The following is a 13164-nucleotide window of genomic DNA, read 5'->3' as shown; positions in this document are numbered from 1 at the left end:
CCACGCCGTCGCCCTGCGCGTGGCCCAGGTCATCAACATCCCCGGCCTGCTCCAGACCCCGGAGCACGCCCGGACCCTCTTTCGCCCACCGTCGGCCATGGCCTGGACTACGCCCACGGGCCGGTACCCGCCCTCGACACCGCGCAGCTCGACGCGGCGCACGGCAGCGAACTCATCGACGCTGCCGCACAGTTGACGAAGTACCGACTGATCCTGGACCGCATGGAGGAGGCCTCCTCCTGCGTCTACCTCGCCACCACCCCCACCGGAACGATCCTCCTCCGCGAAAGCGACGACCCGGCCAAGACCATCCTCACCACCGGCACCCACCAACTCGGTGCCCTGATATCAGCCCTCGGACGCCAGTGAGGTCGTCCGAGCCATGACCAGTTGATAGAAGATCGGCTCCCCCGTCGTCGTCACCCGGTGCCGGAACCGTGTCCGCTCCAGCACCGTGAGTTTCCCGCCCGCCACCAGCCGCTCGACGGCCGCGCCGAACCCTTCCGGGTCGGACTCGTCCATCCACCGCTCGTCGAGCGTGAAGGCCACGGGCGCGCCGGGGGGCAGCAGGGTGAGGGCGTTCTCCAGGGCCCTCGGTGTGGCGTGTGTGCCGCCGAACGCTCCGGCCGAGACCAGGCCCCCGATCGCGTGCGGGCGCAGCGCCTCGCGGAGTGTGTCGTCGTCGCGCTGGAAGTCGCCGATCACGTAGTCGGCGTAGACGCCCGGCCGGTCGCGCAGGGCGGCCTCGCGGGCCGCCGGCAGCGCGTCGACCCCGACGACCCGGGCGACGCCACCGCGGCGCACCAACTCGCCGACCAGTCCCGTGCCGGAGCCGACGTCGAGGACCGTCAGCGCGCCCGGCTCCAGGCCGAGGCGCTCGGCCGCGCGCAGGAAGCCCGCTGCGGCGACCTCCGGTGACGTGCACCGCAGCAGGTCCTGGACGACGTGTTCGTAGAGGCCGGGGACGGCGTAGATCCGCGTGTAGTCGTGCAGATGGACCGTCTCGTCGTCGCTCAGCGCGATGTACTCGCCGTCGGCCTCGGGCGGGCCCAGCAGTCGGACTCCCGCGAACACATCCACATCTGCCATGCGCGCGACATTATGCGAACGCGCCTGTGGCCAACAATCCCCGCCCTTTGCCGATCATCGCCCTAACCTGACGGCATGTCAGATGAAGAGTCGTACGAACTGCTCGGCTTCGACAACGTCCTCCTCCCCGTAGGGGATCTCGCCGAGGCGGTCCCCTTCTACGAACGTGCCGGGTTCACCGTGGGGTTCCGGCTCGACGAGGCCGGTATCGCGATCCTGAAGGTCGGTGGCGAGACGCCGGGGGTGCTTCTGCGGCTGGAGGACGGGCTCGGGCACCGGCCGCCGCCCTGGCCCTCGCCCCGCCTGTGGCTGGAGGTCCCGGACGCGCGGAAGGCCGCGCAGCGCCTCACCGCCGCCGGTGTCGCGCTGCTCGACGCGCCCTTTTCCGTGGCCACCGGGTGGACCGTCGAGATCGCCGACCCCTGGGGCAACGTCATCGGCTTCACGGACTACACGAAGCGGCCGGAGCTGGCGCGGCGGGTGTGACGCAGCTCCCAGTGCAGCCGAGTTGAACGTGTTCAAAAGTGCGTCTACATTCTCCTTGTCGGCGTTTTTGAACGCGTTCAAGAAGGGGGAGGCGCATGGACCGCACGGTCGTCGCCTACGTCATCTATCTGGTCGTCAGCATCGGACTCACCGTCTGGGTGGCCCGCACGCTCAGCCGCAACGGGCGGATCTTCCTCGCCGACGTCCTACGGGGGAACGAAAAACTCGCGGAGGCCGTGAATCACCTTCTAGTAGTGGGCTTCTACCTCGTGAACCTCGGGTTCGTCGCCCTGTACCTCAGCGGCGACGGCACCATCGACGACACCCGGGGCATCTTCGAGGCCCTGTCGAAGAAGGTGGGGGTGGTGCTGCTGGTGCTCGGGGTGATGCACCTGGGGAACGTGTTCGTGCTGAACAAGATCCGGCGGCGGGGGGTCATGGAGCGGGAGCAGGTGCCGCCCATCGCGCCGCAGGGGTGGGTTCCGCCGACGGCCGGGGCGTGACGGGGGTGGCCCCGGCCCTCGGCGGGACCCAGGACCGGGACGCCTCGCGCGTCCCGGTCCACGGGCTCACCGTCCTCTACGACGCCGACTGCTCCCTGTGCGCCTTCGTCCGCGACTGGCTCGTACGGCAGTCGCAGCTGGTGCCCCTGGAGCTGGTACCGGCCTCCTCCGAAGAGGCACGACGGCGCTTCCCCGGGCTCGACCACCGCGCCACCCTCGACGAGGTCACTGTCGTCGGCGACTCCGGGCAGGTCTACCAGGGCGCCGCCGCCTGGATCGTCACCCTGTGGGCCCTGCGCGAACAGCGGCCCCTGGCACACCGGTTGAACACCCCGGCCGGGGCCCGCCTCGCCAGGGGCGCCGTCCTCGCCGCCGCGAAGTGGCGCGGGGCGCAGTGGGGCCCCGGGCGGTGGGGCGGCGGGGTGTACCGGCAGGGGGACAGGTGGACGTACGACCCGCACCGGGGGTGGACCTACACCGCGCCGGGCTGCGCCGACGGCTCCTGCGCCACTGGATAGGCTCTCTTTCCGTGCCCGCGAAGAACGACAGCCCCGAAGAGGACGGCGGTACGCCCGCCAAGTCCGCGAAGTCCGAGCAGACCCGCGCGCTGATCCTGGAGACCGCCATGCGGCTGTTCCAGGAGCACGGCTACGACAAGACGACGATGCGCGCGATCGCCAAGGAGGCGGGCGTCTCGGTCGGCAACGCCTACTACTACTTCGCCGGCAAGGAGCACCTGGTCCAGGGCTTCTACGACCGTCTCGCCGAGGAGCACCGGCTCGCGGTCCGCGAGGTGCTGGACCGGGAGACCGATCTGGAGGCGCGGCTCGCGGGCGTGCTGCGGGTGTGGCTGGACATCGCGAAGCCGTACCACGAGTTCGCGGTGCAGTTCTTCAAGAACGCCGCCGACCCGGACAGCCCGCTCAGCCCGTTCTCCGCGGAGAGCGAGCACGCGCGCGTGCAGGCCATCAGCGTCCACAGGGAGGTGCTTTCGGGGGCGAAGACCAAGGTGGCGCCCGAACTGCGGGATGTCCTGCCCGAGTTGATGTGGCTCTCCCAGATGGGGCTCGTCCTGTACTGGGTGTTCGACCGGACCGAGGGGCGCGAGCGGAGCTACCGGCTCGCCGAGCGCGGCGCCCGCCTCACCGCGCGCGGTGTGTCGCTGGCCCGCTTCCGGGTGCTGCGCCCGCTCGTCCTTGAGGTGCACGAGCTGTTCACGGACTTCCTGCCGGGCATGACCCACGCGCTGCCCGACCCGGCGAAGAAGAGGGAGCGGCAGAAGGACAAGCGCGGGGCGTCCGCCGCCGGAAACGCCGACGACGAACGCCCCTGAGCGATCAGGTCAGTTGACGGCGTCGACCTCGCCCTCGGCCAGCTCGACGTCGTAGATGAGCGGGCCGTCCGCCACGGTGACCTGCCGGGCGATCGGGCCGTACGAGGGTGCGGTCGTCGCCAGGAGGTAGGTGCCCGGGGCCGGCACCGAGACGATGTACGAGCCGTCCGCCAGGGACTCGACGCGGTCCAGTTCGCGTCCGCCGGTCGTCCGCAGCGTGACGGACGCGCCCTCCACGGGCTCGCCCTCGGCCGTACGGACGAAACCGTGGACGGCCGACGCCGGGCCCTCCAAGACGGCCTGTACGGGCTCCTCGGCGGGTTCCACCGCGAGGTGCGGCAGGCTCTTGTCGAGCCAGGCCGGGAGCCACCAGTTGGAGTTGCCCAGGAGGTGCATCGCGGCCGGGACCAGGGCCGTACGCAGGATGAAGGCGTCGAGGGCGACCGCGGCGGCCAGGCCGACGCCCGCCGTCGCCGCGCCCGTGTTGCCGCTCAGGACGAAGGCCAGGAAGACGCAGACCATGATGAGGGCGGCGGAGTTGATGACGCGGCTGGTCTCCGCGAGGCCGACGCGGACCGCGCGGGCGTTGTCCTTGGTGTGGACCCACTCCTCGTGCATGCGGCTCACCAGGAACACCTGGTAGTCCATGGAGAGGCCGAAGAGCAGGGACAGCATGATGACCGGCAGGAAGGCGTTGATCGGGCCCTCCTTGCCGAGGCCCAGCAGGCTCAGGCCCCAGCCCCACTGGAAGATCGCCACCAGGACACCGAAGGAGGCCGCCGCCGCGATGAGGTTCATCAGGGCGGCCGTCAACGGGACCACGAGCGAGCGGAACGCGAGCAGGAGCAGCAGGAAGCTCAGGCCGATGATCGTCGCGACGAACAGCGGGAGGCGGTCGCCGGTGACGGACGCGAAGTCCTTGGAGATGGCCGTCACCCCGCCGACGTGACCGGTCGCGCCGGCCTCGGGTATCACCTTGTCGCGCAGGGTGTCGATCAGGTCGTCGGTCTCCACGGACTGCGGTGAGGTCTTCGGGACGACCTGGATCACCGTCACCCCGCCCGTGGGCGGCAGCGCGGCGACCCGGGCCACGTCCTTGGTCGACTCGATGCCCTTGACCAGGGTGGCCGTGTCACCGCTCGAAGTGACCACCTGGAGCGGGCCGTTGAAGCCGGGGCCGAACCCGTCGGCCAGGAGGTCGTACGCCTTCCTGGTGGTCGTCGAGGCGTTGTCGTTGCCCTGGTCGGTGGCGCCGAGGCGCAGCGACAGCACCGGGAAGGCGAGTACGGCCATGACGACGAGGGCGAAGGCGGCGATCCGGCGCGGGCGCTTCTGCACGGCGGCCGACCAGCGGACCGCGAGATTGTCCGTGCGCTCCGGCTCGGGACCGGTCGCGGCCAGCTTGCGGCGCTGCTTGCGGCTGAGGACGCGCGGGCCCAGGAAGCCGAGCAGCGCGGGCAGCAGGGTCGTCGCCGCGAGGACGCTCAGGACGACCGTCAGCGAGGTGCCGATGACCACGCCGTCCAGGAAGCGCAGCTGCGTCACCAGCATGCCGGCGAGCGCGATGCACACCGTGCCGCCCGCGAACAGCACCGCGCGGCCCGAGGTGTTGAGGGCGACGACCGCCGACTCCTCGGGATCCATGCCCCGTTGGAGGCCGCGGCGGTGCCGGGTGACGATGAACAGGGCGTAGTCGATGCCGACGCCGAGGCCGATCAGGGTGGCCAGCAGGGGCGCCAGGTCGGGGATGTCGGTGGCGTGGCTGAGCAGCTGGGTGGAGAACAGGCCGGTGCCGACGCCGAAGATCGCGATGCCGATCGGCAGCAGGGCGGCGAAGAACGAGCCGAAGGCCAGGAACAGCACGACGGCCGCCGCGAGGATGCCGACGCCCTCCGCGATGCCGCCCGGCGGCTCCTCGACCCGCTGGACGGCCTGGCCGCCCAGTTCGACGTGCAGGCCGCCCTGTCGGGCCTCCTGCGCGGTGTCGACGACCTTCTGGACGAGGTCCTTGGGGACGGCGTTGGCCTGCTCGGCGAAGGTGATCTGCGCGTAGGCGATCGTCCCGTCGGAGCTGATCTGGGCCGCGCCCCGGGCGCCGGAGTAGGGGCCGGTGACCTCGCCGACGCCCTTCATGCCCGCGATCCTGTCCAGGACGGGCTGGATGCGGGTCTGTACGGACTGGTCCTTGACCGAGCCCGAGTCGACCTTCCACACCACCGTGTCGGTGTCGCCCGAGCTGTTCGGGAACGCCTTCTGCATCAGGTCGTACGCGCTCTTGGAGTCCGTGTCCGGGAGGGAGAAGACGTTCGCGTAGTCCGTCCCCGCCGTCGTCGCCGAGAAGCCGAGGCCGAACAGTGCCCCCACCCACAGCAACAGGACCACCAGCCGGTGCCGATAGCACCACCGTGCCAATGCCGCCACGCTCAACACTCCTTATTCGAAACCGAGTTGACTCGGTCGATCGGTCGGACGGTCCCCCAGGTCCTGGGCTACACAATTGGCGGTGGCACGCGCGCGTGGACATGTCCTGGCCATGACTCTCAAGGAACTCCAAAGACCGGACGGGCCCGATGTCAGTGGTGCCGCCGATACTGGGGGCATGACGGCTCCAGGAACCGTGCTGGTGGTGGAGGACGAACCGAGCATCGCGGACGTCCTCGCCATCGCGCTGCGCTACCACCGCTTCGAGGTCATGACCGCGGGCACCGTCCGCGAGGCGCTCGCGCTGGCCGAGCGCACCCGCCCGGACTGCGCGCTGCTCGACGTGATGCTCCCGGACGGCGACGGCCGCGCGCTCGGACAGGAACTGCGCGCCCGCAGGCCCGACCTGGCGCTCGTCTTCCTCACCGCGCGGGACGCGCCGGCCGAGATCGTCGGCGCCCTCGGCTTCGGCGACGACTACATCACCAAGCCCTTCGACATCGACGTGGTCGTCGCCCGCATCACCGCCGTCCTGCGCCGCACCCGCCCCGCCGACGTCCTCCCCCAGCGCCCGCCGCTGCGCTACGGCGACCTGGAGCTGGACGAGACGACGTACTCGGTGCACCGCGCGGACCGCTCGGTCGAGCTGACCCCCACCGAGTACGCCCTGCTGCGCTTCCTGGTGCGCAACAGCGGCCGGATCGTGCCCAAGGAGCAACTGCTGCGCCATGTCTGGCAGTACGAGCACACCCCGCCGGAGTCGACCGTCGTCGAGACCTACATCAGCTATCTGCGGCGCAAGCTGGACACCCTGGGAGCGCCGGTGATCACCACCCGGCGGGGCGTCGGATACGGGCTCGCATGAGGGTCCGGCTGCCGAACTGCGAGCGCGGCGCCCACTCGCTGCGCGCCAAGCTGACCCTGGCCAACCTCGCGCTGCTCTCCCTCGGCATCGTCATGGCCACCGCCGTCAGCCTGATGGGCATGCGGCACTACCTGGTCGCCCAGGTCGACGCGGAGCTGACCAAGTCCCGTGACTCGCTGAGCAGTTCGCAGCTCACCATGCGGCAGATCAACGTACTCAGCTCACTGGCCGGCATCGGCGACCGGCTGGTGCCCCAGCAGCAGCCCGGCTCCCCGAAACCCGACACGGTGTTCGCGGCGGTCGACCGCCAGGGCAAGGTGCTCACCATCGCCGGATACGCCCCGACCGCCGCCCAGCGGGCCCTCGCCGACGCCTTCCACGACCCGGCGAAGCTCACCAAGGACCGCACACCGCGCGACATCTCACTGCGCGGCGACTCCTACCGGGCCACCGGGACCCAACTCACCGACGGCACCTACATCCTGATCGCCGCCTCCACCGGCGGCCTGCACCACGGCATGGCCAAGGCCCTCAAGCTGGACCTCACCTTCGGCACACTCCTGCTGGTGCTGCTCGCCACGCTCACCATGGTCAGCGTGCGGCGGCGGCTGCGGCCCCTGGAGGACATGGTGGAGACCTCCACGGCCATCGCCGAGGGCGACCTGACCCGGCGCGTGCCCTCCAGCCACCACCCGACCCAGGAGGTCGAGCAGCTGCGGCTCGCCCTCAACTCCATGCTCCACCAGGTGGAGTCGGCGTACCGCACGCGCGAGCGCACGGCGGCCCAGCTCCGCCGCTTCGTCGCCGACGCCTCGCACGAACTGCGTACCCCCCTGTCGGCGATACGCGGCTATCTCCAGCTCTACGACAAGGGCATGCTGACCGAGCCCGACGAGCGCAGACGCGCCTGGGACCGGATGAACGCGGAGGCCGACCGCATGGGCCGCCTCGTCGACGAACTCCTCACCCTGGCCCGCCTGGACCAGCGGCCCGAACTGCGCTTCAAGAACGTCGACCTGAGCCGCCTGGTGCGCGACGCCGCCGAGGACCTGCGGGTGCAGCAGCCGGACCGGCCGGTCACGGTCGGCGCCGACGGCTCCCTGCTGGTGCGCGCCGACGAGTCGGGCCTGCGCCAGATACTCGGCAACCTGGTGACCAACGTCCGCACCCACACCCCCGCCGACGTGCCCGTGCGGCTCGGTCTGGAGCGCGAGGACGGGGTCGTACGGCTGTGTGTCGCGGACGAGGGCCCGGGTCTTGAACAGGACGACGCGGCCCGGATGTTCGACCGCTTCTTCCGGGCGGGCGGCGGTGCGGGCAGCGGACTGGGGCTGGCGATCGTGCAGGGCGTCGTCCAGGCGCACGGCGGGGACGTGGCAGTGCGGACGGCGCCGGGCGAGGGGCTCGCGGTGACGGTGACCCTGCCGACGCGGGCGCCGGTGCCGTCGTAGGACACGGCCCTCGTCACGGGATGTCGGCCTGGACGAGGGCCCATACCGTCTTGCCGTGGGCGCCGCGGCTCCACACGCCCCAGGCCGCCGCGACGCCCTCCACGAGGTGCAGGCCACGGCCTGCCTCCGCCGCGTCCGTCACGACCCGCAGCCGGGGCTCGACGCGGCCCTCGTCCGACACCTCGATGAGGCAGGAGCCGTCCGCGAGGGCGGTCACCGCGACCTCGAACTCCCGCTCAAGGAGCGGCCCATGGCGTACGACGTTGGTGGCCAGCTCGGACACCAGGAGCACCGCGTCCAGGAGCGCCGGATCGTCGCTCGCGTGCCCCCAGTCGGCGAGATGGTCCCGGACCCGGCGCCGGGCGAGCCCCACCGAGGCCGGGTGCCGGGGCAGCCGGAAGGAGTTGCGTCTGACCACGTCGGCTCCTCACCCCGCGCACGCCTCCGTCACATGGTGCTGCGTGCGAGGGGCGCCCGGTGTCACTCGGGCGAGGTCCGGCCGGGCGGGTGCGCTCAGATCCAGTCGAGCGCCCAGAGCCGGAACACGCCGGTGCCGTCCGTGAGGTAGGAGATGCCGCCGACGTCCTCGCTGCTCACGACGTAGTCCTTGCGCTGCCACAGCGGGATCAGCGGCACGTCCTCGGCGACGTCCGTCTGGACGTCGCGGAAGTCGTCGTCGACGCGGCTGCGGTCGGCGAACTTCTGGCTGTTGAGGATGAGTTGGTCGACCAGCTTGTTGCTGTAGCCGGTGTTCATGGTGGAGCCGGTGCCGACGAGCGCGGAGCCGAAGGTGTCCGGGTCGGGGTAGTCCGCGGCCCAGCCGACCGCCCACGCGTCCAGCTTCCCGGTGGCCCAGCGCTTCTGGAAGTCGGTCCACTCGTAGCCCTTGACGTCCACCTTGAACAGGCCGCTCGCCTCCAGCTGCTTCTTCAGCTCGGCGGCCTCCTCGGCGCCGGAACCGTGCCCGATGCCGTAGCCGTAGGTGAAGCGCACCGGGACGGAGACACCCGCCTCTTCGAGGAGTGCCTTCGCCTTGCTGACGCTCTCCGAGGGGTACGCGTCGAAGAAGGACGTCGTGTGGCCGACGAGGCCGGCCGGGATCAGCGAGTACAGCGGGTCGACCGTGCCGTCGTACACCGTGGCGGCCAGCTCGTCGCGGTTGATCAGCCAGGCCATGGCCCGCCGCACGAGGACGTCGTGCAGGGGCGTGCCCTTACGGGTGTTGAGGTACAGATTGCGGGTCTCGGAGCTGTCGGCCTCCGACACCCGCTGGTTCGGGTCGCTGGCGGAGAGCCCGGAGAGCATCTTCGGCGGCAGCTGCCGGGTGGCGACCTGGACCTGCTTCGCCTTGTACGCCTTCTGCAACGCGTCCGAGTCGGCGTAGTACCGCAGCTCGATCGGGCTCCCGGTGCTCTTGACCGCGCCCTTGTAGTGGCTGTTGGGCTTCAGGACGGCCTTCTTGTCCTTCGTATACGTCGACAGGGTGTACGGCCCGGTGCCGTCGGCCTGGAAACCGTTGCGCGGGGCGTCCTTCGGGTACTTGGTGCTGTCGACGATCGCACCGGCACCGGTGGCCACCTTGAACGGGAACGTGGCGTCCGGCGACGACAGATGGAAGGTGACGGTCATGCCGGAGGCGTCGACCGAGCCGAGCGTGGAGAGCAGCGGTGCCGGACCCACATCCGAGTTGATCTTCTTGACCCGGTCGAAGGAGTACTTCACGTCCGCGGCGGTCATCGTGCGCCCGCTCGGGAAGGTGAGCCCGTCACGCACCACACAGCGGTACGTCGTCAGCCCGCCGCCCACGAAACCGCAGCTCTTGGCCGCGTCCGGGACGGGCGACGTACCGCCCGAGTCGAACGTCATCAGCGACTGGTAGACGTTGTTGTACAACGCCCAGGAACCCGCGTCGTACGCTGCGGCCGGGTCGAGCGAGGTGACGGCGTCCGTCGTCCCCACCGTGATCGTCTTGTTCTTGTTCCCGTCCGACGGCAGCAACTGCCAGCCGCCGACTCCCACGGCCGCCAGAACAAGCAGCGTCGCGAGAATCCGTATGCGAACCGACCGCATCGGTGTGCCCTCCCCAGGACCCTCCCGGGTCCGTGCGCATATGCCACTCCCCTAGTGGCGCGGATCACCTAACCACAGGAGTTTCATCCGGGGGAAGAGAGTTCTGCCGAGATGAGAAAGAACTTACCGACGGGTGTTAATCGCCCGTTTCACAGACACCTCCCAGCCGGCCGCCGAGACCCCCTCACCGACAACTGAGCCTGCTTCGAAGCCAGTTCGACGATTCCTTCCATACCGGGCACGCCGACGCGGCAGCCCGAGCCGCCTGCTACGCCAAGATCGAACTGCACACCGATGAGTTTCCCGTGCCGTCCCGGTCTGTACGCGTGAGACCGATTCACGGAAGGCTTGTGCCATGCGGAAACTGATCTACGGCATGAACGTCACCCTGGACGGCTACATCGCCGCGCCCCGCGACGACATCGGCTGGAGCGTGCCGAGCGACGAGCTGTTCCAGTTCTGGTCCGACCAGCTGCGGGCGACCGGTCGTTCTACGGGCGCAAGCTGTGGCAGACGATGAGCTCCCACTGGCCCACCGCCGACCAGCTGCCGGGCGCCACCCCGGCGGAGATCGAGTTCGCGCGGAGCTGGCGGGACATGGCGAAGGTGGTGTTCTCCTCGACGGTCGACAAGGTCGACTGGAACACCCGCCTGGTCACCGGCGACGCGGTCGCCGAGATCACCCGCCTCAAGGCCGAGGACGGCGGCCCGATGGACATCGGCGGCGCGACACTCGCCGGGGCGGCCATGCGGGCCGGGCTGATCGACGAGTACGTACTGGCCACCGCGCCGGTCCTGGCGGGCGGCGGCACACCGTTCTTCACCGCGCTGGACAACTGGGTGAACCTGAACCTGGTGGAGACGCGGACACTTCCCGGCGGCGTGATCCTGACCAGGTACGAGACGAGGCGCTGAGCGCCCGCCCGGGAGCCATGGGCACACGACGACCAGGCCGGATCAGTGGGCTACCCTCACGGTTCCTGTACTTTGCACTTCCTTGGGGGGAAGCATGCGCAGCTTTGCCATGCCCGTACTTGCCGCTGTCGCCGTCTTCGCGCTCGCGGGCTGCGGGGGCGGCGACGACAAGGCGGACAGCGAGTCGTCCACAGCGCCCAGCTCCGCGCCGTCGATATCCGCCACGCCGTCGACACCTGCCGCGCCGTCCGTCCCGTCGCCCGACGACGTTCAGGCTCAGGCGCTGACGGCCGTGCTGGACGCGCTGAAGCCCGGACTTGGCAGCGACGACAAGGACTTGAGCGACGCCCGGAACGTGTGCCTCGACATCAAGCAGGGCAAGGACGACGCGACGGCGGCGAAGAACGCCGCTGCCCGCTACGGCACGGATGAAGTGATAGCCGCCGGGATCGTGGCCGCCGTGAAGGCTTCCTTCTGTTCATAGCCGACTCCGCAGCCCTGCCCCGCCATCAACTAGGCCTGTTTCGAAGCCAGTTCGACGACCGTGATGTCCGACGGCGCCCCCACCCGGGTCGGCGGTCCCCACGCGCCCGCTCCCCTGCTGACGTACAACTCGGTGTCCCCGTAACGCTCCAGCCCCGCGACCGTCGGATTGGCCGCCGCCGCGATGAAGTTGCCGGGCCAGAGCTGGCCGCCGTGCGTGTGGCCGGAGAGCTGGAGATCGACGCCGTGCTTCACGGCCTCGTGGATCTGCACGGGCTGGTGCGCGAGCAGCACGCACGCGCGCGTGGTGTCACGATCTCCGAGCGCCTTGCCGAAGTCGGGGCCCTGGCCCTCGCTCTCGCCCTGGATGTCGTTGACCCCGGCGAGGTCGAAGCCGGGGAGTTCGGTGCGGGCGTTCTCCAGGGTGTGGATGCCGAGCCTGCGGACCTCTTCCAGCCACTGTTCGGCGCCGGAGAAGTACTCGTGGTTCCCCGTGACGAAGAACGACCCGTGCCGCGCCCGCAGTTGGGCCAGCGGGGCCGCCGCGGGGCCCAGGTTCTTGACGCTGCCGTCCACCAGGTCGCCCACGACCGCGATCAGATCGGGCTGCGTCGAGTTGATCGTGTCGACGACCTTCTGCGCGAACCCCCGCCCCAGGACCGGCCCCAGGTGGATGTCACTGACGACCGCGATCCGGAACCCGTGCGCGGACCGCGGCAGCTTGGCCAACGGCACGGTCACCCGCTTCACGCCCGGCCCGCGCAACACACCGTAGGTGCCGTATCCGACGGTCCCCACGGCGGCGGCAGCGGCGGCGCCCCCGACGACCCTGGAGACGAAGACCCGACGGGAGGGGGCGGCGAGGGACGACGAGGAGGGCTCCTCAGGGGAGGACTCCTCCGGTGAGAGCACCTCCGGTGAGCGCTCCTCTTCTACGGCCGTCTCGGCCCGCCCCCGCCGTTCGAGGAACCGGCGCAGCAGTGGCCGTAGGACCTCTCCCGCGAGGACGGCCAGCAGCAGGTAGATCGCCAGGGCCATCCACAGGAAGCCGGGCCAGCCCAGGGTGCGCTGGAGCCAGAAGGGGGCGCCGCCGCGTTCGGCGGCCAGGGCCGCGATCATCAGGACCGGACCGGCGATCAGTACGGCCGTGCCGGTGACGCGGGCCGGGCCCCACGCGCGCGTGGTGTCGCGGACCAGGCGACGCCAGACGTACCAGTGCGCGCCACCCAGGACGGCGACCGCGAGCAGGGCGACGAGAGCGATGACGACGATGGCCACTTCTCTATGACGTCTCGCGCAGTGCGCGCAGTCCACGCAACCCGAGGCCCCCGATGACCGTCCCCAATACGAAGGACACGACGGCCAGGGTCAGATGGATCCAGAAGTACGCCGTCGGGCGGCCGTCGTCGAAGGCCAGTCCGCTGCCGTCCGCGACGAGATTCTTGACGAAAGTGATCCAGATGATCCAGCTCCACACCCCGAAGGCGAGCAGGAACCAGGAGACGGGGCGGCTGAGCTTCATGAGCCCAGTATCGCCGTCGTCCTCCG

14 protein-coding genes and 1 pseudogene are annotated in these 13164 nt (G+C 70.4%); 9 read left to right on the top strand and 6 right to left on the bottom strand.

The genetic code is table 11. From position 1 onward, the window contains the following. Window positions 1–192: 192 nt before the first annotated feature. On the top strand, window positions 193–369 hold the full coding sequence (locus tag ACWIHT_RS06080) for a DUF397 domain-containing protein (protein ID WP_456164914.1): 177 nt from the start codon (window positions 193–195) through the stop codon (window positions 367–369). On the opposite strand, the gene ACWIHT_RS06075 is transcribed toward ACWIHT_RS06080, so the two are convergent. Beyond that, window positions 349–1089 (bottom strand): methyltransferase domain-containing protein, encoded by a 741-nt coding sequence (locus ACWIHT_RS06075; protein WP_456164912.1) that lies wholly within the window; start codon window positions 1087–1089, stop codon window positions 349–351. The genes ACWIHT_RS06080 and ACWIHT_RS06075 overlap by 21 nt on opposite strands. Before the next feature lie 75 nt (window positions 1090–1164). On the opposite strand from ACWIHT_RS06075, the gene ACWIHT_RS06070 reads away from it, so the two are divergent. The 4 genes from ACWIHT_RS06070 (at window position 1165) to ACWIHT_RS06055 (ending at window position 3411) form a co-directional block, all read left to right on the top strand. Continuing rightward, the gene (locus ACWIHT_RS06070; protein WP_456164910.1) at window positions 1165–1575 is read left to right on the top strand and encodes a VOC family protein; all 411 of its coding nucleotides are present in this window, start codon (window positions 1165–1167) and stop codon (window positions 1573–1575) included. A 95-nt stretch (window positions 1576–1670) separates the two neighbouring features. Then, a complete protein-coding gene (locus ACWIHT_RS06065) occupies window positions 1671–2078 on the top strand; it encodes a hypothetical protein (RefSeq protein ID WP_366431185.1) in 408 nt (135 codons plus the stop codon). Then, complete coding sequence (locus ACWIHT_RS06060; RefSeq protein WP_456164907.1) at window positions 2075–2596, top strand: thiol-disulfide oxidoreductase DCC family protein; 522 nt, start codon at window positions 2075–2077, stop codon at window positions 2594–2596. Before ACWIHT_RS06065 ends, ACWIHT_RS06060 begins: the two co-directional genes overlap by 4 nt. An 11-nt stretch (window positions 2597–2607) precedes the next feature. Continuing rightward, a complete protein-coding gene (locus ACWIHT_RS06055; RefSeq protein WP_456164905.1) occupies window positions 2608–3411 on the top strand; it encodes a TetR family transcriptional regulator in 804 nt (267 codons plus the stop codon). 9 nt (window positions 3412–3420) lie between these two features. Here the strand turns inward: ACWIHT_RS06055 and ACWIHT_RS06050 are convergent, their stop codons facing one another. Further along, window positions 3421–5823 carry an MMPL family transporter gene (locus ACWIHT_RS06050; protein ID WP_456165974.1) on the bottom strand — a complete coding sequence of 801 codons (2403 nt, stop codon included), beginning with the start codon at window positions 5821–5823 and terminating at the stop codon, window positions 3421–3423. A 187-nt stretch (window positions 5824–6010) separates the two neighbouring features. Between ACWIHT_RS06050 and ACWIHT_RS06045 the strand changes: the two genes are divergently transcribed. Both ACWIHT_RS06045 and ACWIHT_RS06040 read left to right on the top strand, forming a co-directional pair. After that, window positions 6011–6697: a response regulator transcription factor gene (locus tag ACWIHT_RS06045; RefSeq protein ID WP_093628740.1), complete on the top strand. Its 687-nt coding sequence runs from the start codon at window positions 6011–6013 to the stop codon at window positions 6695–6697. Next, window positions 6694–8148, top strand: a complete 1455-nt coding sequence (locus ACWIHT_RS06040; RefSeq protein WP_456164903.1) for a sensor histidine kinase — start codon at window positions 6694–6696, stop codon at window positions 8146–8148. The genes ACWIHT_RS06045 and ACWIHT_RS06040 overlap by 4 nt, the downstream gene beginning before the upstream one ends. 13 nt (window positions 8149–8161) lie before the next feature. Here the strand turns inward: ACWIHT_RS06040 and ACWIHT_RS06035 are convergent, their stop codons facing one another. Together ACWIHT_RS06035 and ACWIHT_RS06030 are read right to left on the bottom strand one after the other, a co-directional pair. Continuing rightward, complete coding sequence (locus ACWIHT_RS06035) at window positions 8162–8566, bottom strand: ATP-binding protein (protein ID WP_456164901.1); 405 nt, start codon at window positions 8564–8566, stop codon at window positions 8162–8164. Window positions 8567–8661: 95 nt separating this feature from the next. Continuing rightward, window positions 8662–10218, bottom strand: coding sequence for an ABC transporter substrate-binding protein (locus tag ACWIHT_RS06030; protein WP_456164899.1), 1557 nt, complete (start codon window positions 10216–10218; stop codon window positions 8662–8664). 355 nt (window positions 10219–10573) lie between these two features. Between ACWIHT_RS06030 and ACWIHT_RS06025 the strand changes: the two are divergent. Together ACWIHT_RS06025 and ACWIHT_RS06020 are read left to right on the top strand one after the other, a co-directional pair. Continuing rightward, a pseudogene (locus ACWIHT_RS06025) lies at window positions 10574–11133 on the top strand (dihydrofolate reductase family protein). Window positions 11134–11227: 94 nt separating this feature from the next. Continuing rightward, window positions 11228–11617 carry a hypothetical protein gene (locus tag ACWIHT_RS06020; protein WP_456164897.1) on the top strand — a complete coding sequence of 130 codons (390 nt, stop codon included), beginning with the start codon at window positions 11228–11230 and terminating at the stop codon, window positions 11615–11617. 29 nt (window positions 11618–11646) lie between these two features. On the opposite strand, the gene ACWIHT_RS06015 is transcribed toward ACWIHT_RS06020, so the two are convergent. Together ACWIHT_RS06015 and ACWIHT_RS06010 are read right to left on the bottom strand one after the other, a co-directional pair. After that, window positions 11647–12894, bottom strand: a complete 1248-nt coding sequence (locus ACWIHT_RS06015) for a metallophosphoesterase (protein WP_456164895.1) — start codon at window positions 12892–12894, stop codon at window positions 11647–11649. A gap of 4 nt (window positions 12895–12898) precedes the next feature. After that, a complete protein-coding gene (locus tag ACWIHT_RS06010; protein ID WP_200715631.1) occupies window positions 12899–13138 on the bottom strand; it encodes an SCO4848 family membrane protein in 240 nt (79 codons plus the stop codon). Window positions 13139–13164 lie beyond the last annotated feature (26 nt).

This window comes from Streptomyces sp. NPDC002276 (assembly GCF_053891435.1).
This window is presented reverse-complemented; position numbering and strand designations above follow the sequence as displayed.

What these genes read in the sequence shown, in the direction of transcription:
- ACWIHT_RS06045 (WP_093628740.1), top strand. Translation starts at nt 6,011, where the DNA reads ATGACGGCTCCAGGAACCGTGCTGGTGGTGGAGGACGAACCGAGCATC.
- ACWIHT_RS06010 (WP_200715631.1), bottom strand. Translation starts at nt 13,138, where the DNA reads ATGAAGCTCAGCCGCCCCGTCTCCTGGTTCCTGCTCGCCTTCGGGGTG.
- ACWIHT_RS06070 (WP_456164910.1), top strand. Translation starts at nt 1,165, where the DNA reads ATGTCAGATGAAGAGTCGTACGAACTGCTCGGCTTCGACAACGTCCTC.
- ACWIHT_RS06040 (WP_456164903.1), top strand. Translation starts at nt 6,694, where the DNA reads ATGAGGGTCCGGCTGCCGAACTGCGAGCGCGGCGCCCACTCGCTGCGC.
- ACWIHT_RS06020 (WP_456164897.1), top strand. Translation starts at nt 11,228, where the DNA reads ATGCGCAGCTTTGCCATGCCCGTACTTGCCGCTGTCGCCGTCTTCGCG.
- ACWIHT_RS06075 (WP_456164912.1), bottom strand. Translation starts at nt 1,089, where the DNA reads ATGGCAGATGTGGATGTGTTCGCGGGAGTCCGACTGCTGGGCCCGCCC.
- ACWIHT_RS06065 (WP_366431185.1), top strand. Translation starts at nt 1,671, where the DNA reads ATGGACCGCACGGTCGTCGCCTACGTCATCTATCTGGTCGTCAGCATC.
- ACWIHT_RS06030 (WP_456164899.1), bottom strand. Translation starts at nt 10,218, where the DNA reads ATGCGGTCGGTTCGCATACGGATTCTCGCGACGCTGCTTGTTCTGGCG.